Annotated in this window: 23 protein-coding genes; 18 read left to right on the top strand and 5 right to left on the bottom strand. The window is 42.5% G+C overall.

Annotated elements, in window-relative coordinates; translation table 11 throughout:
- Positions 1–24 precede the first annotated feature (24 nt).
- From rsmH to lpxC, 15 genes are all read left to right on the top strand, one after another.
- Positions 25–966, top strand: a complete 942-nt coding sequence (gene rsmH, locus QQK06_RS05720) for a 16S rRNA (cytosine(1402)-N(4))-methyltransferase RsmH (RefSeq protein ID WP_284243696.1) — start codon at positions 25–27, stop codon at positions 964–966.
- A 2-nt stretch (positions 967–968) separates the two neighbouring features.
- Positions 969–1,280 (top strand): cell division protein FtsL, encoded by a 312-nt coding sequence (ftsL, locus tag QQK06_RS05715; RefSeq protein ID WP_284243695.1) that lies wholly within the window; start codon positions 969–971, stop codon positions 1,278–1,280.
- A gap of 12 nt (positions 1,281–1,292) precedes the next feature.
- Positions 1,293–3,050, top strand: coding sequence for a peptidoglycan D,D-transpeptidase FtsI family protein (locus tag QQK06_RS05710; protein WP_284243694.1), 1,758 nt, complete (start codon positions 1,293–1,295; stop codon positions 3,048–3,050).
- Entirely contained in the window at positions 3,043–4,572 is a 1,530-nt protein-coding gene (locus QQK06_RS05705; protein ID WP_284243693.1) for a UDP-N-acetylmuramoyl-L-alanyl-D-glutamate--2,6-diaminopimelate ligase, read from the top strand. The genes QQK06_RS05710 and QQK06_RS05705 overlap by 8 nt, the downstream gene beginning before the upstream one ends.
- Positions 4,569–5,963, top strand: a complete 1,395-nt coding sequence (locus tag QQK06_RS05700; RefSeq protein WP_284243692.1) for a UDP-N-acetylmuramoyl-tripeptide--D-alanyl-D-alanine ligase — start codon at positions 4,569–4,571, stop codon at positions 5,961–5,963. Before QQK06_RS05705 ends, QQK06_RS05700 begins: the two co-directional genes overlap by 4 nt.
- The gene (gene mraY, locus QQK06_RS05695) at positions 5,963–7,045 is read left to right on the top strand and encodes a phospho-N-acetylmuramoyl-pentapeptide-transferase (RefSeq protein WP_284243691.1); all 1,083 of its coding nucleotides are present in this window, start codon (positions 5,963–5,965) and stop codon (positions 7,043–7,045) included. The genes QQK06_RS05700 and mraY overlap by 1 nt, the downstream gene beginning before the upstream one ends.
- A gap of 10 nt (positions 7,046–7,055) precedes the next feature.
- A complete protein-coding gene (gene murD, locus QQK06_RS05690; RefSeq protein ID WP_284243690.1) occupies positions 7,056–8,423 on the top strand; it encodes a UDP-N-acetylmuramoyl-L-alanine--D-glutamate ligase in 1,368 nt (455 codons plus the stop codon).
- Complete coding sequence (gene ftsW / locus QQK06_RS05685) at positions 8,423–9,631, top strand: cell division protein FtsW (RefSeq protein ID WP_284243689.1); 1,209 nt, start codon at positions 8,423–8,425, stop codon at positions 9,629–9,631. The genes murD and ftsW overlap by 1 nt, the downstream gene beginning before the upstream one ends.
- Positions 9,628–10,716, top strand: a complete 1,089-nt coding sequence (murG, locus tag QQK06_RS05680; RefSeq protein ID WP_284243688.1) for an undecaprenyldiphospho-muramoylpentapeptide beta-N-acetylglucosaminyltransferase — start codon at positions 9,628–9,630, stop codon at positions 10,714–10,716. Before ftsW ends, murG begins: the two co-directional genes overlap by 4 nt.
- Entirely contained in the window at positions 10,716–12,170 is a 1,455-nt protein-coding gene (murC, locus tag QQK06_RS05675; RefSeq protein ID WP_284243687.1) for a UDP-N-acetylmuramate--L-alanine ligase, read from the top strand. Before murG ends, murC begins: the two co-directional genes overlap by 1 nt.
- Positions 12,163–13,116, top strand: coding sequence for a D-alanine--D-alanine ligase (locus QQK06_RS05670; protein ID WP_284243686.1), 954 nt, complete (start codon positions 12,163–12,165; stop codon positions 13,114–13,116). The genes murC and QQK06_RS05670 overlap by 8 nt, the downstream gene beginning before the upstream one ends.
- Positions 13,117–13,118: 2 nt before the next feature.
- Positions 13,119–13,898 carry a cell division protein FtsQ/DivIB gene (locus QQK06_RS05665; RefSeq protein WP_284243685.1) on the top strand — a complete coding sequence of 260 codons (780 nt, stop codon included), beginning with the start codon at positions 13,119–13,121 and terminating at the stop codon, positions 13,896–13,898.
- 5 nt (positions 13,899–13,903) lie between these two features.
- Positions 13,904–15,139, top strand: a complete 1,236-nt coding sequence (gene ftsA, locus QQK06_RS05660; protein ID WP_284243684.1) for a cell division protein FtsA — start codon at positions 13,904–13,906, stop codon at positions 15,137–15,139.
- A gap of 86 nt (positions 15,140–15,225) precedes the next feature.
- Positions 15,226–16,389 (top strand): cell division protein FtsZ, encoded by a 1,164-nt coding sequence (gene ftsZ / locus QQK06_RS05655; RefSeq protein ID WP_284243683.1) that lies wholly within the window; start codon positions 15,226–15,228, stop codon positions 16,387–16,389.
- 132 nt (positions 16,390–16,521) lie between these two features.
- Entirely contained in the window at positions 16,522–17,439 is a 918-nt protein-coding gene (lpxC, locus tag QQK06_RS05650; protein WP_284243682.1) for a UDP-3-O-acyl-N-acetylglucosamine deacetylase, read from the top strand.
- A 176-nt stretch (positions 17,440–17,615) separates the two neighbouring features.
- Here lpxC and QQK06_RS05645 read toward each other — a convergent pair whose 3' ends face one another.
- Positions 17,616–18,077 carry a DUF721 domain-containing protein gene (locus QQK06_RS05645; RefSeq protein WP_284243681.1) on the bottom strand — a complete coding sequence of 154 codons (462 nt, stop codon included), beginning with the start codon at positions 18,075–18,077 and terminating at the stop codon, positions 17,616–17,618.
- A gap of 102 nt (positions 18,078–18,179) precedes the next feature.
- Between QQK06_RS05645 and QQK06_RS05640 the strand changes: the two genes are divergently transcribed.
- The 3 genes from QQK06_RS05640 (at position 18,180) to mutT (ending at position 22,305) form a co-directional block, all read left to right on the top strand.
- On the top strand, positions 18,180–19,037 hold the full coding sequence (locus QQK06_RS05640) for a M23 family metallopeptidase (protein WP_284243680.1): 858 nt from the start codon (positions 18,180–18,182) through the stop codon (positions 19,035–19,037).
- Positions 19,038–19,138: 101 nt separating this feature from the next.
- Positions 19,139–21,838, top strand: coding sequence for a preprotein translocase subunit SecA (secA, locus tag QQK06_RS05635; protein WP_284243679.1), 2,700 nt, complete (start codon positions 19,139–19,141; stop codon positions 21,836–21,838).
- Positions 21,839–21,909: 71 nt separating this feature from the next.
- Positions 21,910–22,305, top strand: coding sequence for an 8-oxo-dGTP diphosphatase MutT (mutT, locus tag QQK06_RS05630; RefSeq protein ID WP_284243678.1), 396 nt, complete (start codon positions 21,910–21,912; stop codon positions 22,303–22,305).
- 21 nt (positions 22,306–22,326) lie between these two features.
- Here mutT and yacG read toward each other — a convergent pair whose 3' ends face one another.
- The 4 genes from yacG to QQK06_RS05610 all read right to left on the bottom strand — a co-directional run bounded on the left by yacG (position 22,327) and on the right by QQK06_RS05610 (position 24,985).
- Positions 22,327–22,563, bottom strand: a complete 237-nt coding sequence (gene yacG / locus QQK06_RS05625) for a DNA gyrase inhibitor YacG (protein WP_284243677.1) — start codon at positions 22,561–22,563, stop codon at positions 22,327–22,329.
- 90 nt (positions 22,564–22,653) lie between these two features.
- The gene (gene zapD / locus QQK06_RS05620; RefSeq protein WP_284243676.1) at positions 22,654–23,400 is read right to left on the bottom strand and encodes a cell division protein ZapD; all 747 of its coding nucleotides are present in this window, start codon (positions 23,398–23,400) and stop codon (positions 22,654–22,656) included.
- 145 nt (positions 23,401–23,545) lie between these two features.
- Positions 23,546–24,151 (bottom strand): dephospho-CoA kinase, encoded by a 606-nt coding sequence (gene coaE, locus QQK06_RS05615; protein ID WP_284243675.1) that lies wholly within the window; start codon positions 24,149–24,151, stop codon positions 23,546–23,548.
- A 9-nt stretch (positions 24,152–24,160) separates the two neighbouring features.
- Positions 24,161–24,985, bottom strand: a complete 825-nt coding sequence (locus tag QQK06_RS05610) for a prepilin peptidase (RefSeq protein WP_284243674.1) — start codon at positions 24,983–24,985, stop codon at positions 24,161–24,163.
- Between the last annotated feature and the right edge of the window lie 55 nt (positions 24,986–25,040).

Genomic DNA, 25,040 nt, shown 5'->3' with positions numbered 1-25,040 from the left:
TATAACAATACGGCGTTTATAAAAATGCATACAGATAAGTCTCATATTTCTGTGTTGCTTGACGAAGCAATTACAGGACTCGCGATAACAGCAGACGGTATTTATATCGATTGTACTTTTGGTCGCGGCGGCCACTCAGGACTTATTTTATCTAAGCTCTCAAATCGAGGGCGACTTATAGCCATTGACCGAGATCCTACAGCGATTGAAGCAGCGAAGAAATTTGCTGATGATCCTCGTTTTGGCATCGAACATCATGGCTTTGCCGATCTTCAACAGATCGCAGAAAAACACCAGTTATTAGGTCAAGTAGATGGCATTCTGCTTGATTTAGGTGTTTCCTCGCCACAGCTTGATGAAGCTGAGCGGGGCTTTAGTTTTATGAAAGATGGACCGCTCGATATGCGTATGGATACTACGCGTGGGCAAACGGCAGCCGAGTGGTTAGCAAGTGCTGATGTTGAAGATATTAGCTGGGTGTTGAAAACCTTTGGTGAAGAAAAGCATGCCTGGCGTATCGCCAACGCGATAGTCGATACCCGGGAGGAATCACCATTAACGCGTACCAGTGAGTTAGCTGCGCTGATCAAAAAAACTGCGCCACAGCGGGAAATTAAGAAACATCCGGCTACCCGCAGTTTTCAGGCGATCCGTATTTATATTAACAGTGAATTAGAACAGATCGAAAAAGCACTAAATGCGTCACTAAATGTCTTAAAACCAGGGGGACGATTAGTAGTGATCAGTTTCCATTCGCTGGAAGATCGCCTGGTGAAGCAGTTTATGAAAAAGCAGTCGCAAGGCAAGCAAGTACCACGGGGCATGCCGATCAGCGAAGCAGAACTGAATAAAGGGAAGAAACTTTCTTTAATCGGACGTAAACAAAAACCGTCTCAGCAGGAAGTGACAGAAAATGTCCGTTCTCGCAGCTCCGTGATGAGAGTTGCGGAGCGATTAGCGGAATAGTTATGGCAAGTGCAAAGGTCGTATTGGCTTTTGAGGTCTGGCATGACATTAAGCAACACTTATTATCCTATGTGTTGTTGTTTTTAGTGGTAATTTCGGCTTTTGCCGTGATTTATTTTACCCACTTAAATCGTCAGAGCACCAGTGAACTGGAGCAATTGTTGACGGAACGGGATGAATTAGACATTGAGTGGCGAAACTTGTTACTCGAACAAAATAGCCTGGCAGAACATAGTGCGATTGAAAGCAAGGCTGAAAAATTATTAAACATGGTGAAACCAACGGCGCAATCTGAAGTGATTGTCAGGAATTAAACGAAGGCAAGTGTGAATAAAAAGGCAGCAAAATATCAACCAACAACAGTAGCATGGCGGTTTTACCTCGTGCTAGCTGTAATTGCGCTTGTTTATGCAGGTCTAGCTGCCCGTACCGCATATATTCAGGTGATTGAACCGGATATGCTGAAAAAACAAGGAGACATGCGCTCACTTAGAACAGCGTCAAGCAAGGTTCATCGTGGTTCTATTGTTGATCGTAATGGCCATGAATTAGCGGTTAGCGTACCGGTAGAAACCGTTTGGGCAGATCCGAAAATTATCATGGAAAACAATGCGCTGGCTATGGTGGATCACTGGCAGGCTTTGGCAGATGTTTTAGACAAAGATGTTAATAAAATTAAAGAACGTGTCACTCGTAATCCAGCCAAACGCTTTGTTTATGTTGAGCGTCAGGTGTCACCAGCGATGGCAAGTTATATCAAACAACTTAAAATTCCGGGTATTCACTTAAGAAAAGAATCGAAACGTTTTTATCCAGCAGGTGAGATCAGTGCCCATGTCGTTGGTTTTACTAATGTTGATGATAAAGGTATCGAAGGGGTTGAACGGGTTTATAACCAGTTATTAACAGGAAAAAATGGTAAAAAGCGTTTTAGAAAAGATGCGAAGGGACATCGGGTAGAAGTGCTTGAAGATGTCGAATCAAAACCGCCACAAGATTTAACCTTAAGTATCGATCAACGAATTCAGGCGTTAGCCTATCAGGAATTAAAAGGTGCGGTAAAAGCGTTTAAAGCATCTTCAGGGTCTGTTGTAGTCACTAATGTTCATAGTGGTGAAATTTTAGCATTAGTGAACAGCCCATCGTTTAATCCTAATAACCGTAGTAATACAGCAATACATAGGTTTCGAAATCGCGCGATCACTGATTTTTATGAGCCGGGTTCAACCCTTAAACCATTAACGGCATTAACGGCGATGGAATTTGGCAGTGTCGAAGCTGACAGTATTATTGATACCTCTCCAGGCTGGATGCGTCTAGGCGGCAGCCGAGTAAGTGATCCAATTAATCGTGGCAAACTCAGTATTACCGATATCTTAGTGCATTCCTCTAATATGGGCACTACTAAGCTAGCGTTATCGGTACCGAAAGAATATTTGTTGGATAAATTTTTTGATGCTGGCTTTGGTGAAAATACCGGCACTGGTTTAATTGGTGAAAGTTCAGGCATTATGCATGAGCGTCGTCGCTGGTCGAAATTTGAATTGGCCACTTTATCCTGGGGTCATGGTGTGGCTGCTACGCCATTGCAATTGGCGCGTTTTTATTCCGCCATCGCTAACGGCGGCATTAAACAACCGTTAACCATATTAAAACAGCAAGACGATAATGAACGTCAAAATGAAGTGTTACCTCTAGCATCTGAGCGAATTTTTTCAAAAGCTAATACCGCGAAATTGTTACCTATGCTGGAAGCGGTAGTTAACGAACATACTCCGCTAGCCAAAGTGGCCGGTTATCGAGTCGGAGGTAAAACTGGAACCGCGATTAAAGCCGTCGCTGGTGGTTATGGTAATGATTATGTCGGATTATTTGCTGGCATTGCACCACTAACTCAGCCGGAACTTGCGGTTGTGGTAGTGATTAATGAGCCAGGTGGTGATTTATATCATGGCGGCGAAGTGGCTGCGCCAGTGTTTTCCCGGGTAATGAAAGGGGCGTTACGCTTGCTCAATATCGCGCCGGATCAGTCGTCAACGACAGTTGCTGATGCTAATCAAACTAAGGAGTTAACTAATGTTTAGCTCTAACGGTAAGACGATCAGTAAGTGGTTGGCACCATTTGGTATTGATCTTGAACTTTCACTAAGTGAGCAAGTACGGCATTTAGTCAATGACAGCCGGGAATTATCCGCAGGGGATATTTTTTGTGGCGTTAATGGTACAGCAAACAAAGGCCGTGATTTTATTGCTCAGGCATTAGCGGCAGATTGTCATTTGATCTTAGTAGAATGTCAGCACAGTGCGCAACATGGCACTATTACTACTAAGCCGTCTACGTCAGGAATTGAAGTTGCCATTATTGAGTTCTATCAGCTTAATCAGCAGTTATTTACATTGGCAAGTGCATTCTATTTTCATCCGCACCAGCAATTGATGATGATTGGTATTACTGGCACTAACGGCAAAACTACCACCAGTCAGTTAATTGCCAAGTTATTAAGCGCAAATAATCAACCTTGCTCAGTGATAGGTACTAATGGTGCCGGACAAATCGATCAACTTACCGCGATAAAAAATACGACGCCAGGCGCAACAGAGTTGATGCGTTGGCTACAACAATTTACAGAGCAGCAGCAAAGTGCAGTGGCAATGGAAGTTTCTTCTCACGCATTGGTGCAGGCCAGGGTGCAAGCCAGTTTGTTTGATGTCGCTGTGTTTACCAACCTTAGCCGGGATCACTTAGATTATCACCAAAGCATGGAAAATTATGCTGAAGCAAAATTTCAAATTTTCAGTGATAACGGCGAACAAATCGCTGTGGTCAATGGTGATGATCAAACGGCACAAGTATGGTTAACCCATTGGCATAATAAGAAAAACTTAATTGTTTATGGTCGTAGCGAAACGGTTAAACAGTATCAGCAGTTTGTTTATGCGGGGGCTATCAGCCATCAACATAGCGGTGTGACCTTTACCCTGTCTAGCCATTTAGGTGAAGTCACTATTCATAGTCAGTTAATCGGTGATTTTAATGTCGATAATTTACTGGCTGCAATTGCGGTGCTGATTCATGCCAAGGTCTCGCTAAGTGATATTGCAATATCAGTGAAGTCATTAACCGCGATACCTGGGCGAATGGAAGCCTTTAGCCGGCACAATGCACCGTTAGCGGTAGTTGATTATGCCCATACCCCTGATGGTTTGGAGAATGCGTTAAAGGCTTGTCGCCAGCATTGCCAGGGACAACTTTGGGTGGTATTTGGTTGTGGCGGCGACCGAGACCGTGGAAAACGGCCACTTATGGGGAAAATTGCTGAGATTCATAGTGATCAGATCATTATTACCAATGATAACCCAAGAACTGAGTCTCCTGAGCAGATTGTTAAAGATGTTTTGGCTGGCTGCCAGCAACCGGAGAAAATTAATGTGATGTTAGAGCGTCAGCAAGCGGTATTAGCGGCGTTAACACAAGCTAAACCCGATGATGTCGTACTGTTGGCCGGTAAAGGCCATGAAGATTATGTCATTATCGGCGATCAACAATTGACTTATAACGAGCGTGAACTGGTTCGTTCTACTTATGCTCATGGAGCGCTGTCATGATCCCTTTATTATTATCTGAAATTGCTCAAGCGATTGATGGCACTTTAGTTGGTGAAGACGCTAAGGTTAAACAGATAGTGACAGATAGTCGCTCTTTATTAGCTAATGATCTGTTTTTAGCGTTAAAAGGCGTTAATTTCGATGGTCATCGTTTTTTAAATCAGGTCGTTGATAAACAGTGTGCGGCTGTGATTGTTGACCATGATTGCCAGTTACCTGTTCCTCAGATAGTGGTAGCAGATACTCATAAAGCATTGGGTAAAATTGCGGCTTATGTCAAAGAGAAAGTGGCGCCAAAAACCGTTGCCATTACCGGTAGTAGTGGCAAAACCACAGTGAAAGAAATGGTGGCGGCAATTTTAGCGCGTCTCGGTAATGTCTTGGCTACCCAAGGTAATTTTAATAATGATATTGGAGTGCCGTTAACTTTGCTACGGTTAGAGCCACAACATGATTTTGCTGTGGTTGAACTCGGCGCGAATCATATGGGCGAGATTGCGTACACTTCCAGTCTGGTAAAACCTGATGTTGCGGTAATTAACAATATCGCTGCGGCCCATTTAGAGGGGTTTGGTGATTTGTGCGGTGTTGCCCGTGCAAAAGGCGAAATTTATGAAGGCTTAAAAGCCGATGGTGTCGCGCTTTATAATCAGGACTGTAAACTAGCAAATAAATGGCAATGGCGTTTGACCGACAAAAATGTTCGCCGTTTTTCCTGTTTTAATGCCACAGATTGCTACAGCGAAAATGCTATTTTAGATGAAAATGGCTGTGCTAGTTTTACCTTGAAAACTTATGCCGGTGAATGTTTTATTGAGCTCAGTGTGCCGGGGCGTCATAATGTTTGTAACGCGGTTGCAGCAGCGGCGATAGCGCTAGAATTTGGCGCATCATTAGATGATATCCGCTTAGGGCTTGCAGAAATGATCCCGGTAAAAGGGCGCTTAAATCTCCATCAACTGAATGAAAACTTTAAGCTGATTGATGACACCTATAATGCCAATGTTGAATCAATCAAAGCGGCGACCGATTTACTGGCGAGCTACCCTGGACGTAAGATTTTGATCTTAGGAGATATGGGGGAGTTAGGCTCAGACGCTCGTAGTTATCATCAGGAAGTGGGTGAATATGCCAGTCAAAGAGAAATCGATGACTTATTAACTATAGGGGTGTTAAGCCAAAGTACCGCGGATGCCTTTTCTTCGGCCAATGGTCGCGGGGAGCATTTCAGTGAGCGTGATAAGCTCCTGGCTCATTTACAAACCTTGTTAGCTGATGAGCAGCAACAGATTTCAATACTCGTTAAAGGTTCGCGTAGTGCTCATATGGAATACGTGGTCAACGATATTATTCGTTGGCAAGAAAACCGCCTAAAAGAGGGTGCCGTATAATGCTACTTTGGCTAGGGGAATACCTGACACAATATTTTAGTGCCTTTAATGTTTTTTCTTATTTGACATTTCGCGCCATCGTTTCGACCTTAACGGCATTAGGGCTTTCATTGTATTTTGGGCCCAAATTGATCCGGGCATTACAACGGATGCAAATCGGTCAAACCGTACGTGATGATGGCCCGGAAAGTCATTTATCTAAATCCGGTACTCCTACCATGGGGGGGATTTTGATTTTAGCGTCGATTGTTTCCAGTGTATTGTTATGGGGGGACCTGACTAACAGTTATGTTTGGGTGGTACTGTTTGTTATCGTCAGCTTTGGTATTATTGGCTTTGTCGATGATTACCGCAAAGTGATCCGAAAAGATCCGAACGGTTTGATTGCTCGTTGGAAGTACTTCTGGCAAACCATTATCGGTTTCGCTACGGCATTTTTCTTATATTATCTTGCACAAACACCTGAGCAGACTTCGCTCATTATTCCTTTTGTTAAGGACATACTGCCACAGCTTGGTTTGTTTTATATTTTAATGACCTATTTTGTCATCGTTGGTACCAGTAACGCGGTTAATTTAACTGATGGTTTAGATGGTTTAGCCATTGTGCCAACTATTATGGTGGCTGGGGCATTTGCGGTTTTTGCTTATGTTACCGGTAACGTCAATTTTTCTGCTTATTTAAATATTCCCCATATTGCGATGACCAGTGAGTTAGTGGTGGTTTGTACTGCCATTGTTGGTGCTGGCATCGGCTTTTTATGGTTTAACACATACCCGGCGTTAGTGTTTATGGGAGATGTTGGTTCATTGGCGCTAGGGGCGGCATTAGGTGTCATTGCCGTTCTAGTGAGACAAGAATTGGTGTTATTTATCATGGGCGGCGTGTTCGTTATGGAAACCGTGTCAGTTATTTTGCAGGTTGGTTCGTACAAGTTACGCGGCCAACGTATTTTTCGAATGGCGCCGATTCACCATCATTATGAATTAAAAGGTTGGCCTGAGCCGAGAGTGATTGTTAGGTTTTGGATTATTTCTTTAGTGTTAGTACTGATAGGTTTAGCAACCTTGAAATTACGGTAAGAGAATAGAGATGGAGTTAACGCGGGTGCTCGCTGAATTAAAAAACAAACGTATCTTAGTGTTAGGCGCTGGCCTGACCGGGATGTCGTGTGTGAAATTTTTAACTCAACATCATCTTAATTGTCAGGTTAACGATAGCCGTCGCAATGTAACCAATGCTGAACTGTTTGCTCAAAATTATCCGCAATGCCAACTGGTGTTAGGTCAGTGGGATAAGGAAATGATCCGCTTAGCGCAAGTGATTATTACTAGTCCGGGAATCGATCTGGCGGCACAAGGCCTTACTGAAATCATTAGTGATAGCACAAAAGTTATCGGTGATGTTGAACTGTTTTGTCAGTTAACAGATAAGCCGATACTGGCAGTGACAGGTTCTAATGGTAAATCGACGGTAGTGTCACTGTTAGCTCATGTTGGCCAAAAACTTGGGCTCAATATTGGTTTAGGCGGCAACATTGGCTTACCGGTACTGGAGCAGTTGGCAAATGATGTTGATTGCTATGTTCTGGAATTATCCAGCTTTCAATTAGAAACTATTGAGAGTATGCAGGCCGTTGCGGCGGCAGTACTTAATGTCAGTGATGATCATCTGGATCGTCATAAAACCTTACAGAGTTACAACGAAATTAAGCAAAAAGTGTATCGCTTGGCAAAAACAGCGGTGATTAATCGTGACCAACCGATTAGTCATAGCGAAGTTGCAGACGAGCAGACGGTTACTTCGTTTGGTAGTGATCCAGCAGAAAGCGGGCATTTTGGCATTATCACTGAAAATAGCAAAAGCTATCTTGCTTTTGGCGAGCAACGCCTCATTGACGTCACTGAATTGCCATTAGCAGGTCAGCATAATGCCCTTAATTATCTAGCGGTGTTGGCACTGGGTCATAGTGCTGGCTGGCCAATAACTGAAATGGTCAATGCTTTTGTCAGTTTTACCGGTTTACCTCATCGTTGTCAGCGAGTGCCAAGTAAGGATGATATCTGTTGGATCAATGATTCAAAAGCGACGAATGTTGGCGCTACGTTAGCAGCAATTAACGGCTTAGCACCGATGTTAGGGGCTAATAATAAGTTGATTTTACTCGCTGGTGGTGACGGCAAAGGTGCAGATTTTTCGCCGTTACAAGATGCGATAGTAAATGGTGTCGCTCAGTTATTCACTTTAGGTAAAGATGGTGAAAAAATTGCCGCGTTATCTGCTAAAGCCCAGCAGGTAGCAGATCTACCAATGGCAGTTAAATTAGCGCGGCAATGTGCGGTTGCTGGCGATATCGTCTTACTGTCTCCAGCCTGCGCCAGTATTGATATGTTTAAGAATTTTGCCGAACGTGGTCAAGTGTTTATTGATGCCGTTACCGCACTGCAGGAGGCGAGCTAATGTCGATAGTAGCACCTACTCAATTTAGTTTTAAAATACCTGCCTGGTTTACTATCGAGCCACAATCAGTAGCTACTTTTGATCGCAGTTATATTATCTTAGCGGTCGCCATGTATATGATTGGACTTGTTATGGTGGCTAGTTCTTCGATGCCGGTTGCCGAACGCTTGTTTGATAATCCATTTCACTTTGTTATCCGTCATATGATTTATATTTGCCTTAGCCTGCTCATTGCCGGGGCAACATTACAAATACCTATGGCAAAGTGGCATCAGCATAGTGGTAATTTATTGCTGCTAGGAATGGGGTTGTTAGTGGTGGTGTTACTGGTGGGTCGCACCGTTAATGGTTCTACTCGTTGGATTGTAGTTGGCCCTATTACAGTGCAGGCGGCAGAGCCGGCGAAGCTATTTTTCTTTTGCTATTTAGCTGCCTATCTGGTGAGAAGACGTGATGAAGTATTAGAAAACGTTAAAGGTTTTATTAAACCGCTGGTGGTATTTGGTGCTTTGGCGAGTTTACTACTGTTTCAACCTGATTTAGGTACAGTGATAGTGATGTTTGTCACCACGTTTGGTTTGTTATTTTTAGCCGGTGCTAAGTTGTGGCAGTTTATTAGTATTGCCGCAGTGGGGTTATCTGCTATTGCCGCACTCGCGTATTTTTCACCTTATCGCTGGGCACGGGTAACCAGTTTTCTCGATCCGTGGAAAGACCCGTTTGGCAGTGGTTATCAACTGACTCAGTCATTAATGGCCTATGGTCGTGGCGAGATAACAGGGCAAGGCTTAGGTAACAGTATTCAAAAACTTGAGTATTTGCCTGAAGCCCATACTGACTTTGTTATGGCAGTACTGGCGGAAGAGTTTGGTTTTATCGGCATCACTATCGTCTTGTTATTAAGTATGACTTTAGTGTTTAAGGCGTTAATGCTCGGCAGAAAAGCGGTACAAAAAGAAAAGTATTTTGAAGGCTTTTTCGCCTTTGCGATCGGTATTTGGTTTAGTTTTCAGGCGGCGGTTAATATTGGCGCCAGTGCCGGTATTGTACCGACGAAAGGATTAACAATGCCGCTTATTAGTTATGGCGGTAGTTCGATGATCATTATGACGATTGCGTTAGTCGTGTTAATTCGTATCGATCACGAAATGCGTTTACAAACGATTCAGGCGACAGCCAGTCATAAGAAAAAAGGAGGGCGAAAATGACAGTTGAAAAACGTCCGACTTTATTAGTGATGGCCGGCGGCACCGGAGGCCATATCTTTCCAGGTATAGCTGTGGCTGAGTATTTACAAGCTCAAGGCTGGCATATTCACTGGTTGGGCACGGCTAAGCGGATGGAAGCCCAGTTAGTACCACAGCATGGTTTTGATATTTCCTTTATCAATATTGCCGGTTTACGTAATAAAAATTGGCAGGCCTGGCTGAAATTGCCGTTTAAATTAATACAGTCGGTGTGGCAATCAATGTCGGTAATTCGACAGGTGAAACCTGATGTTGTCCTCGGTATGGGAGGCTACGCCAGCGCACCCGGTGGCTTTGCTGCCTGGTTATTAGCAAAACCTTTGGTGTTGCATGAGCAAAATGCCGTTGCGGGATTAAGTAATCGATTCCTTGCAAGGTTAGCGGTCAAGGTCTTAAGTGCGTTCCCAGGGGCGTTTAAAGCACGGGTTAAGCATCAAGTGGTGGGCAATCCGCTACGTAGTAATATCGTTGCGTTAGAGCAAACCGTATCACCACAGCCTTCTACCAGTAAAAAAGTGTTAGTGGTTGGCGGTAGCTTGGGGGCGAAAGTATTGAATGATACCGTGCCACAGGCAATGAAGCAGATTAAACTGCAAAATATTAACGTTTGGCATCAAACAGGTAAAGGTAATCAGCAGGCGGTTTTAACTAGCTATCAGGATTACGGTTTACCTGAAGATAAGGTCAAAGTGACGGAATTTATTGATGATATGTCAGAGGCCTACCAATGGGCAGATGTGGTGATTTGTCGTGCGGGTGCTTTAACGGTTTCTGAATTGGCGATGGCGGCAAAACCTGCGATTTTTGTGCCATTACCTCATGCGGTTGATGATCATCAAACGAAGAACGCCATGTATTTGGTACAACGTAATGCGGCAAAAATGATTGCCCAAAAAGAATTTAATGGCACTAGCCTAGCGCAAATGCTGAATAGCCTGTTTGTTTCAGACAAGGTCGTTCAGTCAATGTCTAAAGCTGCTCATGATGCAGCTCATGCGGACGCAACAGCTCGCGTAGCGCAAACCTGTATGGAGCTAGTGAAATAATGAGTAATAATGTGAGTAAAGAATTAAAAACGCCAATTAAGATCCCTGAAATGCGCCGGGTGAAAATTATTCATTTTGTTGGTATCGGTGGTGCCGGTATGGGAGGGATCGCTGAAGTATTGCTCAATGAAGGCTATCAAATTAGCGGTTCCGATATTGGTGAGAATGCTGTTGTCAATCGCCTGCGCTCGTTAGGGGCAATGATTACTATCGGCCATCATCAGGATAATATTAAAGGTGCCAGTGTTATTGTAGTTTCCAGTGCAATCAATGCTGAAAACCCGGAACTTCAACAAGCGGCTAAGTTAAGAATCCCTGTGGTAAGACGTGCGGAAATGTTAGCGGAATTAATGCGCTTTCGCCATGGCGTCGCCATTGCCGGTACTCATGGTAAAACCACCACTACCAGCTTGATTGCCAGTATTTTTGCCGAAGCGGATTTAGATCCGACCTTTGTTATCGGGGGGTTATTAAATAGCGCTGGCACTAATGCTAGGTTGGGCACTAGTCGTTATCTGATTGCTGAAGCAGATGAAAGTGATGCCTCGTTTTTACACCTGCAACCTATGGTCGCTGTGGTCACTAATATTGACGAAGACCATATGGAAACCTATCAAGGGGATTTTGAAAAACTTAAAGAAACTTACTTAGAGTTTTTACATAATTTACCATTTTATGGTTTAGCTGTGGTCTGTATTGATAACCCAGTAGTACGGGAAATTCTACCTCGCATTGCCCGTCAGGTGATCACCTATGGCTTTTCGCAAGATGCGGATGTGGTGGCAACTAACTATCAGCAAAGTGCCGGTGTTAGTTACTTTACCGTCGAACGAGTAGGATTACCGGACTTAGATTTAAGTGTCAACTTACCTGGACAACACAATGTATTAAATGCGCTTGCGGGCATTGCGGTTGCAACTGATGAAGGCGTTGATGACACTGCTATAGCAAATGCGCTTGCCGGATTTGCTGGGATTGGACGTCGCTTTGAACAGTTGGCTGACGTAACCACTGAACAGGGCAAAATGGTGTTGGTCGATGATTACGGTCATCATCCAAGAGAAGTTTCCGCAACGATTAAAGCGATGCGCAATGGCTGGCCGAATAAGCGGCTAGTAATGGTGTTTCAACCGCACCGTTATTCTCGCACCCGTGATTTATATGAAGATTTTGTTGAAGTACTGTCACAAGTGGACTGCTTATTGTTATTGGATGTTTATGCCGCTGGTGAAGCAGCAATAGCGAGTGCTGACAGTAAGAGTCTGGCTCGTAGTATTCGTCAGCGAGGTCAGGTTGAGCCAATTTATGTTGGTGATATCGAACAGTTACCACAACTATTAAAAAATCAGTTGCGTGATGGTGACATGGTGATCACTCAAGGGGCTGGAAATATCGGTATGATTGCTCGTCAGCTAGCCTCTGATGAAATGTTTAAAGAGGGGCAAAATGACTGATTTGCTCAACAAGATAAAGCAAGAGCATATTGCCGTGTTATACGGCGGTGATTCGGCAGAGCGTGAAGTGTCACTGCGCTCTGGCGCCGCGATAGCCAACGCCCTAGAAAAAGCGGGCTTTACTGTTTCGTTAATCGATACGCAAGACTATTGCTTATCCAATTTAGTTGATTTGAAGGTCGATAGAGCTTTTATCGCCTTGCATGGCCGGGGTGGTGAAGATGGTTGTGTCCAAGGAGCGCTTGAATATATGGGTATTCCTTACACAGGTTCAGGTGTTTTAGGTTCTGCGCTATCGATGGATAAAAACCGTAGTAAACAGATAATGCAAGCTTGCGGTTTACCAACTGCGCCGTTTGTTGTCGTTGATAAACAACATTTTGAGTCTGCTCAGTCGACAGCAATTTTGCATGATCTTGGTGGCAAGGTCATGGTCAAACCTGCGCATGAAGGTTCTAGTATCGGCATGGCGATAGCGGAATCAGCAGAGCAATTAACACTAGCACTTGAACAGGCGTTTAACTTTGATGCCGAAGTATTGGTAGAAGCCTGGATTAATGGTCCGGAATACACCGTCACTATATTAGGTGAACGGGCGTTGCCGGTGATCCATATGGAAACACCTAATACCTTCTACGATTATCAGGCAAAATATCAATCGTCGACCACGCAATATCATTGTCCGTGTCATTTATCTGAACAAGATGAAAAAGCATTACAAACGCTGGCATTAAAAGCGTTTAAAGCGACAGGAGCAGAAGGTTGGGGTCGTGTTGATGTGATGCGTAATGAACACAATGACTGGCAGATATTGGAAGTAAATACTGTACCTGGCATGACAGAAACTTCACTAGTTCCTAAATCGGCTCAAGTTGCCGGGCTGAGTTTTGTTGAGTTAGTGACTAAAATTGTCGAGCTGAGCGCAAACCGTGAGGAGCTGGGATAGATATGGCAACTAAGACTGAACAATTGCAGCTTACCGAGCAAAGAACAGCAAAACTACATTGGAGTTTTTGGCTTGGTGTGGCGTTTTTTGTTTCAGTTATTATCGCTATTATCACCTTAAGCTGGTACGTCACTAGTAAAATGTCGGCACAAGAATCTATGCCAGTGACTTCTATAGTGATCAGCGGTGAAATGCCCTATACCGATAAAGCAGATATTGAGCGAGCGATAGAGCGTATTGATTTAGGCAACTTCTTTAATGTCGACGTTAATCAGGTTCAGGCAAAAGTTTCAAGCCTTCCTTGGGTTTACTCGGTTTCGGTACGCAAGCACTGGCCAAATGAGTTGAAAATTTATGTCGTCGATCAACAACCAATAGCTTACTGGAACGGTGACTTTTTATTAAACCATCAAGGCGTAGCATTTCAGGCAGATATCAGTCGTATTCATCATAACTTACCGGCATTTTTTGGTCCGGAAGGCAGTGAGAGTGTTGCACTGGAAAATTATATTAACATCAGTCGCTTGCTGGAATACGGTGAGCTGGCGATTGATGAACTGTTACTGTCAGAGCGTTATTCATGGCAGCTGACATTAAATGATGGGGTAGTACTGAATTTAGGACGTGAAAATCGGGTTCAACGATTGCAGCGTTTTATGGATGTGTACCCAGAAATAAAAGCAAATAAAAAAGCGGATCAACAGGTGAATTATGTTGATTTACGTTATGAAACGGGGCTAGCCGTTGGCTGGAAACCTCAGATAGAAAAAGAAAGAGTTTAACATTAATGGCAAAAGTTAATGAAAGAAACCTGGTCGTAGGTTTAGACATTGGAACTTCCAAGATCTCGGTCGCGGTTGGTGAGATCACCCCTGACAATCAATTAAGTATTGTTGGTGTTGGCAATCAACCGGCGCGCGGTATGGATAAAGGTGGAGTTAATGACCTAAATCTGGTGATCCAGTCGATACAACGGGCTATTAATGAAGCCGAGTTAATGGCGGATTGCCATATCAGCTCAGTGTACTTAGGTATCTCTGGTAAACATATCAGCTGTCAAAATGAGAACGGCATGGTGCCGATCAATGACAAAGAAGTGATTCAGGAAGATGTCGATAATGTTATTCATACCGCGCGTTCTGTTCCTATTTCGGCTGAGCGTCGAATGTTGCATGTTTTGCCGCAAGAATACTCTATCGATTGTCAGGACGGTATTAAAAGTCCTATCGGTATGTCAGGGGTGCGGATGGAAGCAAAAGTCCATATTGTCACTTGTGCTAACGATATGGCAAAAAACATTGTTAAGTGTGTTGAACGTTGTGAATTAAAAGCGGATCAACTGATTTTCTCCGCGTTAGCTTCAAGCTATGCCGTGGTGACTGATGATGAAAAAGAACTGGGTATCTGTGTGGTTGATATAGGTGCCGGTACCATGGATATCGCTGTGTTTACCGGTGGGGCATTGCGCCATACCGCTGTGATCCCAGTGGCAGGTAATCAGGTCACCAGTGATATCGCGAAAATATTTCGAACACCATTAAGTCATGCGGAAGAAATTAAAGTGCAGTACGCCTGTGCACTGCGTCAAATGGTGAGTATGGAAGAGAATATTGAAGTACCGAGTGTTGGCGGTCGACCAGCGCGTTCGATGTCACGTCATACGCTCGCGGAGGTAGTAGAGCCAAGGTATCAAGAGTTATTTGAATTGATTCAAGAAGAGTTACGCGAATCTGGCTTGGAAGATCAGATTGCAGCCGGCTATGTGCTTACTGGTGGTACGGCAAAAATGGAAGGTGTCGTGGAATTTGCGGAAGAAGTCTTTCAAATGCCAGTTCGAGTTGCAGTGCCGCAAAACGTTGCTGGCTTAAAAGAATATGTTAACGACCCAACTTACGCCACTGTGGTTGGTCTGCTGCATTATGGCATGCAAGCCAGTGAGCAAAGCAGTAGTGAAAGTAAAAATACCGAAGGCGTTGCTGGTATAGGCTCAAGAATTTTAGCCTGGTTTAAGGGTGAATTTTAGTAATTTATAGACGAGTGAACTCTTGTTTGTAGTAAGTAAGAAAGTAGTTTTGGTGGAACAAAACAGTAATAATTGGAGAGAGAAAAATGTTTGAATTGATGGAAGATCACAACGAAGAAGCGGTCATTAAAGTCATAGGTGTTGGCGGCGGTGGCGGTAATGCTGTTGAGCATATGGTAAGTCAGACTATAGAAGGTGTTGAGTTTATTACTGCCAATACCGACTCACAGGCACTACGCAACTCATCTGCTAACGTTACTTTACAGTTAGGTAGTGATGTTACTAAAGGTTTAGGTGCTGGTGCTAACCCGGAAATTGGCCGTCGCAGTGCTGAAGAAGATCGCGATACCATTAAAGAAACCTTACAAGGTGCTGATATGGTATTTATCGCTGCTGGTATGGGCGGTGGTACAGGTACTGGTGCTGCACCGGTAGTTGCGGAAGTTGCGAAAGAAATGGGTATTTTAACCGTTGCTGTAGTGACTAAGCCTTTCCCGTTCGAAGGGAAAAAACGGATGAACTATGCCGAGCAAGGGATAGACTTTTTAGCGAAAAATGTTGATTCACTGATTACTATTCCGAATGAAAAATTATTAAAAGTACTTGGCCCAGGAACTTCGTTACTGGATGCGTTTAAAGCGGCGAATAATGTCTTGTTAGGAGCTGTTCAGGGGATTGCGGAACTTATTACTCGTCCTGGACTCATAAACGTTGACTTTGCCGATGTTCGTACCGTGATGTCAGAAATGGGTACCGCGATGATGGGCTCAGGTATCGCATCAGGTGAAGATAGAGCGGAAGAAGCTGCAGAAGCTGCAATTTCTAGCCCGTTATTAGAAGATGTCGATTTAGCTGGCGCTCGCGGTATTTTAGTGAACATTACTGCTGGTATGGATATCAGTATTGATGAGTTTGAAACCGTTGGTAACGCTGTTAAGGCGTTTGCTTCAGAAAATGCCACTGTTGTTGTTGGTGCGGTTATCGATCCTGAAATGACAGAAGAGTTACGCGTCACTGTTGTAGCTACCGGTATTGGTGCTGAGCGCAAGCCAGACATTACGCTAGTGAATCCGGCGCCAGCAGTTGAGCCAATTGCGGTTGGTCAGGAATTTATTGCCAGTGCACAACCTGAAGCAAGTACACAATCTGTGGTGATGCCTGAAGCTAATGCGCAAGCGCAAAGAGTGCCAGCGGAAGACTTAGATAACTATCTCGACATTCCGGCATTTTTAAGAAAACAGGCAGATTAATCGCAATAATTAATTAGCGGCTAATAGGTAAAAGCATAGGTTTTGATTTTGTTAGGCTTTTTTGCTATATTATGCGCCCGCCAAATCCTGGTGGTGCTTTTATAGTAGAATATAGGCTTAAGAAGGCTATTTATGATTAAACAACGTACAATTAAAGAGCAAGTATCAGCTGTAGGTGTTGGTTTACACAAAGGCGAAAAGGTGCAGATCACTCTCCGTCCTGCGCCGGAAAATACAGGTATTGTATTTCGTCGTGTAGATTTAGATCCTGTTGTTGATATTAAAGCGACGCCAGCGGCTGTTGGTGAAACCACTTTATGTACCTGTTTAGTGAATGAACAAGGTGTGCAGATTTCCACCGTCGAGCACTTGTTGTCTGCGTTAGCAGGTTTAGGTATTGATAATCTAGTGATAGATGTCGATTCACCTGAAATTCCAATTATGGATGGTAGTGCACTACCGTTTGTCTATTTGATTCAATCGGTAGGTATCGAAACCTTAAATGCGGCGAAACGCTTTATTCGTATTAAAAAAGCTATTCGTGTTGAAGAAGGTGATAAGTGGGCAGAATTAACGCCACACCAAGGTTTTAAAGTTAATTTTGCCATTGAATTTGATCATCCTGTGATCGCCAATACCTGTCAGTCGATGACCATGGATTTGTCTAGCTGTTCTTTTATTAAAGAGATCAGCCGTGCTCGTACTTTTGGTTTTATGCGTGATATTGAGTTTTTACGCTCACATAATTTAGCGTTAGGCGGTAGTTTAGAAAACGCGATTGTCCTCGATGAGTACCGTATGTTAAATAAAGACGACTTACGTTATGACGATGAGTTTGTTAAACATAAGATCCTTGATGCCATTGGTGATTTATATATGTGTGGCCATAGCATTTTAGGTCAACTTAATGCGTTTAAATCAGGCCATGGTTTAAATAATTTATTATTGCGCGAAGTATTTAAACAAACTGACGCTTGGGAATGGGTCAGTTATGAAGACGAAACCATTTCTCCGATTGAGTTTCAGGAAATTAGCGCCTCAAATTTTTAATCGTTGTCTGTAATAAAATTTAATAAAAACCAGCAATATATGCTGGTTTTTTTATGTACACGACTGCATGGACACAGGAGGTAGAGCGAAGCTGGAAACCAGAGCCAAGGATGTGCGGGTTCATGGATGAACAGGAGCGTCAATGTATCGGGTTAGGTCGTCCTGAGAAAATATTGCTATCGCTTAGCCAGATTCGCTAATCGTTGTAATTTGCGTTTTAAACTTTCCGGGGCATGCTCTGCCACTTCATTCAATTGTTTCGCCGTCTTTTGTGAAATAAACTGAGTTTTTTCTGCTTGTTGCTCCTTTTTAGGCTGCTGCTGGTTCCTGTAAGGGGCAATTTTAATCTCAATCTGAGTAAATTCGTTATTAGTGGCTTGAGCCAGCTGTTGGGCTATTTTGACCCGTTCAAACTGGAGTCTTTGTCCCCAGATCGCAGAAATAACCTCGATTACCAGACTATTCTGTTTAAAATTTGCAATATGCCACACTTCTGCTGGCAGGTCAGGGCAGGTTTGTCGTACAATATCTGCTAATAAAGTTAAAGAGTTGGTTTTTGCCGCAATTTGTGCCAAAGTGCCGGTTGAAGATTTTAGCAAGCGAGATGCATCAATAGGATTTTTTGTTTTTCTTGCCATAATTCAACCAGTTAACTAATTAAAACCCGGGAAGCGAGTTTTACTGTAAAGAGTCTTATGAGTTTAACATTACTGTATCGTGGAAAAAACGTTAGATTTTCAATGAAGTTGAATAAATTTCATTGGCTCTCTGCATTAGCTGTTTTTGCCATTATTTCTGGTTTTGTTGTTCATTTGTTGATTTCATCAGATGCTAAACCTGATACGGGGTATCCTGTGGTTAATACTGGCAGTGAGCTTGGCGTTAGCTCAGCGCATGATATTAACCAGCAACAAGTGACGGCGTTAACGATGAAGTTAGCGGAATTACAAAGTCAAGTTTTACGGCTCAATGCCTTAGGTGATCGTTTAGCGAACGAAGCGAATATACCTGAAAAAGAATTTAATTTTCAGCAATTACCGCCAAGTGGTGGTCCGTTAAGACTCGAACAGGTAACGGCTAAGTCACTAACTGAACTATTAGCGGATATAAAAACAATAGAAGCTGAATTAGGGATTGAAGAAAAGCAGTTAAAATTGCTTGAATCTGTCACTTTAGGTCACCATATAGAAAATACCAGTTATTTATCAGGACGACCTATCACTAAAGGTTGGTTATCTTCATATTTTGGTATTCGTAAAGATCCGTTTACCGGTCGCCCGGCGCGACATAAAGGTGTAGACTTTGCGGGTAAAGAAGATGCTGAAATTATCTCGACCGCAGCAGGCGTAGTTAGCTGGGCCGGAGAAAGATATGGTTATGGTAACTTAGTTGAAATAAATCATGGTAAGGGGTTTAAAACCCGCTATGGTCACAATAAAAAATTATTGGTAAAAGTAGGGGATGTTGTTAGTAAAGGGCAAGTCATTGCACGTATGGGAAGTACCGGGCGTTCTACCGGGCCACATGTACATTATGAAATTTTACGTAACAATACTCAAATAGATCCAATAAAATATGTTTATCGAAAAGCTAAATAATTAGCATAAGAAAAGCGTTATTTGTGATCGGCTCCGGCCGATCACTTTTATTTTAAAGCAGCAGATTTCTGCTACTCATTTTTAAATATGGTTTAAACAAGATGTTTGTAAAGTTAATGACAAAATTGTTTGGTAGTCGTAACGATAGATTACTGAAGCAAATGAGCAAAGAAGTAACAAAAATAAATGCACTCGAACCCATTATTGAAGCGTTAAGCGATGAAGAATTAAAAGCGAAAACTGCTGAGTTCAAAGAGCGTCTAGCTAATGGTGATACATTAGAAAGTTTGTTACCAGAAGCCTTTGCTGTTGTCAGAGAAGCGAGTCGACGTGTTTTTGGTATGCGTCACTTCGATGTACAAATGATCGGTGGCATGGTGCTTAATGACGGCAAAATTGCTGAAATGCGTACCGGTGAAGGTAAAACATTAACAGCAACCTTACCTTCATACCTCAATGCCTTAACTGGCAAAGGTGTCCATGTTATTACCGTCAATGATTATTTAGCGAGTCGTGATGCTGATTGGTCTCGTCCATTGTTTGAGTTTTTAGGCTTAACCGTTGGCTGTAATGTTCCTGGTATGAGTCATCAAGACAAGCAAGCTGCTTATCAAGCTGATGTTACTTACGGTACGAACAACGAATTTGGTTTTGATTATTTGCGTGACAACATGGCGTTTTCACCCGAAGAGCGAGTGCAGCGGCCTTTACACTTTGCCGTAGTGGATGAGGTTGACTCAATTTTAATTGACGAAGCAAGAACACCATTAATTATTTCGGGTGCAGCAGAAGATAGCTCAGAACTTTATAAAATGATCAACGAGGTTGTGCCAACTTTAGATCTGCAAAACGAAGAAGATAAAGACGAAGAAACTGGGCAGAAAGAAGATTTTGTTGAAGGCGATTTCACTATTGATGAAAAAGCAAAACAAATTTATCTCACTGAGCGTGGTCAAATTCACATTGAAGAGATCATGCAAGAAAAAGGTTTGATCCAGGAAGGTGACTCGTTATTTTCTGCTGGTAATATCACCTTGTTACATCATGTAATGGCGGCACTGCGCGCTCATAAGTTATTCCAAAAAGACGTTGACTATATCGTTAAAGATGATGAAGTTGTGATTGTTGATGAGCATACAGGCCGGACAATGGAAGGTCGTCGCTGGTCTGAGGGCTTACATCAAGCGGTAGAAGCAAAAGAAGGGGTTAACATCCAAAATGAAAACCAGACGTTAGCTTCTATCACTTTCCAGAACTATTTCCGTATTTATGAAAAACTCTCAGGTATGACAGGAACTGCAGATACTGAAGCGTTTGAGTTTAATCATATTTATGGTTTGGAAACGGTCGTTATTCCAACGAATCAACCTATGATCCGTAACGATATGGCGGACTTGATTTATTTGACCGCGGAAGAAAAATTCGAAGCCATTCTCGAAGACATCAAAGATTGTGTTGAGCGAGGCCAGCCAGTATTGGTGGGAACTATTAGTATTGAAACCTCAGAATTTTTATCCGCTTATCTAAAAAAAGCAAAAATCAAACATAAAGTATTGAATGCTAAATTTCACCAGCAAGAAGCGGAAATTGTTGCTGATGCCGGTAAAGTTGGTGCGGTCACTATTGCCACTAACATGGCGGGTCGTGGTACCGATATTGTACTAGGTGGTAACTTTGATGCCATAGTGGCTAAGCTGAAAAATCCAACTGAAGAAGCGATTGAAAAAGCGAAAGCAGAATGGCAAATCGAACACGATAAAGTACTTGAACTTGGCGGTTTGCATATCGTTGCTACTGAGCGCCATGAATCTCGTCGTATCGATAATCAGTTACGTGGTCGTTCTGGTCGTCAGGGTGATCCGGGTTCAACGCGTTTTTATCTATCGATGGAAGATGGCTTAATGCGTATCTTTGCTTCTGAGCGCATTACCAATATGATGCGTAAGTTGGGAATGGAACGTGGTGAAGCGATAGAGCACCCTTGGGTAACTAAGAGTATTGAAAACGCACAACGTAAAGTTGAAGGTCGTAACTTTGACATTCGTAAGCAATTGCTTGAGTACGATGATGTGGCAAATGATCAACGTAAAGTTATTTATGAGCAACGTAACGAGTTGATGGATGAATCCGATATTAAGGATGTTATTATCGCAATTCGTGCCGATGTAGTTAACGGTATTATTGATCAACATATTCCACCACAATCTTTAGAAGAAATGTGGGATATCGAAGGACTGGAAGAGCGGATAAAAGGCGATTTATCGATTGAAATGCCAATTGCTCAGTGGTTAAAAGAAGATAGTAAATTACACGAAGAAACCTTACGTGAAAAAATACTTGAGCAGGTAGAACAAGAATATCAGGCGAAAGAAGAAATGGTTGGTGCTGATGTGCTACGTCAGTTTGAAAAAGCAGTAATGTTGCAAAGCTTAGATTCTCACTGGAAAGAGCATTTAGCTGCGATGGATCATTTACGTCAGGGTATTCATTTACGTGGTTATGCTCAGAAAAATCCAAAGCAGGAATATAAGCGAGAATCATTTGAATTATTCTCAGAGTTATTGGATAACTTAAAATATGATGTAATAGGTATTTTGAGTAAGGTGCAAATCCGAGCCGAGTCAGATGTTGAGGCGGTAGAAGAGCAGCACAGAAAAGCGGATGAAGTACCAAAAGAATTTACTCATGAATCCTCAGATAATCCAGCTGCACAGCCTAGCGGACCTAGGGTTGGTCGTAATGAACCTTGCCCTTGTGGTTCAGGTAAAAAATACAAACAATGCCATGGTAAATTAACCTAGCATTTGCAGAACATAGTTAATTAGCAATGCCAATCATTTGATTGGCATTGCTGTTTTAGGGGGGATAAATAATGAAACAAGTACATGTTGCGGTCGGTGTCATAGTCTCAGATGGTGAGTTTTTTCTTACCAGAAGGCATCCAGATGTTCATCAGGGAGGAAAATGGGAGTTTCCTGGAGGGAAGGTAGAAGTAGGCGAAACCGTCGCTCAGGCACTTTACCGTGAGCTTAAGGAAGAGGTTGCCATTGAGGTGTTAACGTGTCGGCCTTTAATTGAAATTGCTCATGATTATGGTGATAAAAGTGTTTTATTAGCTGTTTATCTGGTGGATAACTTTCAAGGAGAACCAAGCGCTCAGGAAGGGCAACAACAAGGTTGGTTTGCGTTAAGTGAGCTAGCAACGATTAACTTCCCGGAAGCGAATAAAGCGATAGTTGAAAAATTAATGACTATTTACCAAAACTAGCAACTCAATCGCTTAGTGGTATTACTCAGGTTCAACAAAAAATTTATTGTGCTGTAGAAACTGCTCTTCCAGTGCATCAAGCATTTCTTCATCTAATGCCACGTCTTTTTGCATTGGCTGGGATATTTTATGGTTTTCCTCTGCCCAATCGCCTAAGTCTATGAGTTGGCATCGTTTACTGCAAAAGGGGCGGAATTCGTTTTCCGGCAGCCAAATTACGTCGTTATTACAGGTTGGACAAGATACTTTTAAGGGCATAACAGGCGATAAATCGTTATTAGTAGTAGATGCTATTATAAAAAATGCAGGTGTATTAGGCTAGAGATAAAATTAATAATTAAATTACTATTAGCAACGGGCAAGCTTAAATTGTATAGGCTGATCGCAATATTTTCGTCCTGTGATATCACAAGGCATCATAAAACGGATGGAATAACGAAATTTATTGCCGCTGACTGTCGGATAATAATGGGCTTTGCTATCTAGTTTCATCCGCAGGAGAAATAAGCCTTCACCGCTGTCCTGATAAAAACCTTTTTCAGTATAAATAGTTTCAAAACCTGAGCGTTGTCGTAAAAATTTCAATACCAAAGATAATGCATCAAAAATGTCACTTAATTGTGACAGCCAGTTACTTATTTCACTTTTAATTGTATCTATCGGTTGATTTAACCAGAATTTAAGCTGGGGCACATCAAAACTGGCGTTGCCCCCTTGCATCGCATAACGCTGCTTAAGACTTGATAAAAACTTATCGTCTTTTAATTGATTCCATTGCTGGGTGGGAGACTTGAGTGAGCATAGCAAGGAAATAGTCTGTTTAATGTTCTCTTCCAGTGCAGCACCATCAACATTGGGCGCGCGCGACCATAACACTAAGTTTTGCTCAAGTTTTTCCAGATCTTTAATCAAGTCGCCTTTGATATCATTCCGCTCTAAGGTATCGAGAATTGCAAATAAAGCGGAAAAAAAGACTTGTTGGCTTAGTTCAATATTAGACGAGAAACAATCATTGGTTTGAGCAAAGAGCTGCTCTAGTTTCAAATAGTTTCTAATACGCTCGTTGAGCGGATGTTCATATAATACTGAAGACATATTACAACTAATTGGCCAATGAATCTTACTATCTTACCTAGTGCGATACTAAATGGCTAATTTTTTTACAATTGTCTAATTAGGTTTTCATACTCGTTGGTTGTCATGAGCGAAATTAAGTACGCCATTTTTTATAGTACAGTAATTATTTTCGTGCCAGCGTCTGATACTGCTGATGCAACTTGGCGACTTTCTGCTTTACCTGTGCTAGGTCAGATGACTCATTATCAATAACATCGTCCGCCAGAGCTAATCGTTCACTACGGGCCATTTGGCTATCGATAATTGCCTGAACTTGTTGTTCGTCAACATCATCTCGCCCGGTGGTACGTTTAATTTGTGTTGTCGGTGAAACATCAATCACTAAATCTCTATTGGTGATGGCATTGAGTTTGTTTTCAAACAAAAGTGGCGCTGACAAAATACAATAGCTTCCAGGGCATTCTTTAAGTGCATTGGTAATAGCTGTTCTGATCAATGGGTGCATCAGCTGATTAAGCCAAGCCTTTTCATTTTGATTTTTAAAGATGATTGCTCTTAATAAGCCGCGATTTAGTTGGCCGTTGTTTTGTAAAATTTGCTGACCAAAGTGATGAGTGATAGCGGTTAATGCGGGACTACCTGGCTTGACAACGTCTCTGGCTATCACATCGGCATCAATAATATTCACACCAAGCTTGGCAAACAAGTTTGATATTGTGGTTTTGCCACTGCCAATACCACCTGTTAAGCCAACGATAAAATCTGCCATGGAATTAACCTAAAGAATTAATCCAAGATACCATTGCCAGATCCCTTGACCCCACAACAGGCAAATCCAGCCAGCTACAGCGAGGTAGGGACCAAATGGGATTGCTTGTTCTCGTTGATGGTTATTAAACAGCATTAATGAAATACCGACAATTGCGCCAACTGCAGAGGCCATTAAGATCAGTAAGGGTAATAATTGCCAGCCAAACCAGGCACCAAAAACCGCCAGTAGTTTAAAGTCACCATGGCCCATGCCTTGTTTACCAGTTAACAGCTTAAATAACCACATCACGCTAAACAAACTCATATAGCCAGCTACAGCACCAATTACCGCGGTTTCCAGTGGCACTATCTGGCCATTTATATTTATTAACAGGCCAAGCCATAGTAACGGATAAGTGAATTGATCAGGTAGTAGCATATGATCAAAATCGATCATGGTCAGGCAGATCAGCCCCCAGGTTAGTAATAAAACGAAAAACGTCATTTGGTTAACGCCATATTGGTGTGCAACCACTAGGCTTAATGCTGCGGTAGTAGCTTCAATAAGTGGGTAGCGGGCTGAGATTTTATTTTTACACTGACTACATTTGCCTTTTAACCATAGCCAGCTTAGAACCGGAATATTTTCATAAAACTTAATTGCATGGCCGCAGTGAGGGCAAGTTGAATTTGGCTTCGATAGGGTGATTAGCTGTTGCTGTTTAGCGGGTACATTTGCTAGTTCATCAGCAAGAAATTCACGGCATTCGTTATACCAGCCTTGTTCGAGTATTTTCGGGAAACGGTAAATTACGACATTTAAAAAACTGCCAATGGCTAATGAAAATATCACTACAGTTAGATAGAAACTGAAGGGGTATAGTTCGAATAGGGTTAAAATATTAGTG

This window comes from Thalassotalea insulae (assembly GCF_030161395.1).
Classification (GTDB): domain Bacteria; phylum Pseudomonadota; class Gammaproteobacteria; order Enterobacterales; family Alteromonadaceae; genus Thalassotalea_E; species Thalassotalea_E insulae.
This window is presented reverse-complemented; position numbering and strand designations above follow the sequence as displayed.

Bases quoted from the DNA above. Each gene is read 5' to 3' on its own strand.
- rsmH (WP_284243696.1), top strand. From the start codon at position 25: ATGCATACAGATAAGTCTCATATTTCTGTGTTGCTTGACGAAGCAATT.
- ftsL (WP_284243695.1), top strand. From the start codon at position 969: ATGGCAAGTGCAAAGGTCGTATTGGCTTTTGAGGTCTGGCATGACATT.
- QQK06_RS05705 (WP_284243693.1), top strand. From the start codon at position 3,043: ATGTTTAGCTCTAACGGTAAGACGATCAGTAAGTGGTTGGCACCATTT.
- QQK06_RS05700 (WP_284243692.1), top strand. From the start codon at position 4,569: ATGATCCCTTTATTATTATCTGAAATTGCTCAAGCGATTGATGGCACT.
- mraY (WP_284243691.1), top strand. From the start codon at position 5,963: ATGCTACTTTGGCTAGGGGAATACCTGACACAATATTTTAGTGCCTTT.
- murD (WP_284243690.1), top strand. From the start codon at position 7,056: ATGGAGTTAACGCGGGTGCTCGCTGAATTAAAAAACAAACGTATCTTA.
- ftsW (WP_284243689.1), top strand. From the start codon at position 8,423: ATGTCGATAGTAGCACCTACTCAATTTAGTTTTAAAATACCTGCCTGG.
- murG (WP_284243688.1), top strand. From the start codon at position 9,628: ATGACAGTTGAAAAACGTCCGACTTTATTAGTGATGGCCGGCGGCACC.
- murC (WP_284243687.1), top strand. From the start codon at position 10,716: ATGAGTAATAATGTGAGTAAAGAATTAAAAACGCCAATTAAGATCCCT.
- QQK06_RS05670 (WP_284243686.1), top strand. From the start codon at position 12,163: ATGACTGATTTGCTCAACAAGATAAAGCAAGAGCATATTGCCGTGTTA.
- QQK06_RS05665 (WP_284243685.1), top strand. From the start codon at position 13,119: ATGGCAACTAAGACTGAACAATTGCAGCTTACCGAGCAAAGAACAGCA.
- ftsA (WP_284243684.1), top strand. From the start codon at position 13,904: ATGGCAAAAGTTAATGAAAGAAACCTGGTCGTAGGTTTAGACATTGGA.
- ftsZ (WP_284243683.1), top strand. From the start codon at position 15,226: ATGTTTGAATTGATGGAAGATCACAACGAAGAAGCGGTCATTAAAGTC.
- lpxC (WP_284243682.1), top strand. From the start codon at position 16,522: ATGATTAAACAACGTACAATTAAAGAGCAAGTATCAGCTGTAGGTGTT.
- QQK06_RS05645 (WP_284243681.1), bottom strand. From the start codon at position 18,077: ATGGCAAGAAAAACAAAAAATCCTATTGATGCATCTCGCTTGCTAAAA.
- QQK06_RS05640 (WP_284243680.1), top strand. From the start codon at position 18,180: ATGAAGTTGAATAAATTTCATTGGCTCTCTGCATTAGCTGTTTTTGCC.
- secA (WP_284243679.1), top strand. From the start codon at position 19,139: ATGTTTGTAAAGTTAATGACAAAATTGTTTGGTAGTCGTAACGATAGA.
- mutT (WP_284243678.1), top strand. From the start codon at position 21,910: ATGAAACAAGTACATGTTGCGGTCGGTGTCATAGTCTCAGATGGTGAG.
- yacG (WP_284243677.1), bottom strand. From the start codon at position 22,563: ATGCCCTTAAAAGTATCTTGTCCAACCTGTAATAACGACGTAATTTGG.
- zapD (WP_284243676.1), bottom strand. From the start codon at position 23,400: ATGTCTTCAGTATTATATGAACATCCGCTCAACGAGCGTATTAGAAAC.
- coaE (WP_284243675.1), bottom strand. From the start codon at position 24,151: ATGGCAGATTTTATCGTTGGCTTAACAGGTGGTATTGGCAGTGGCAAA.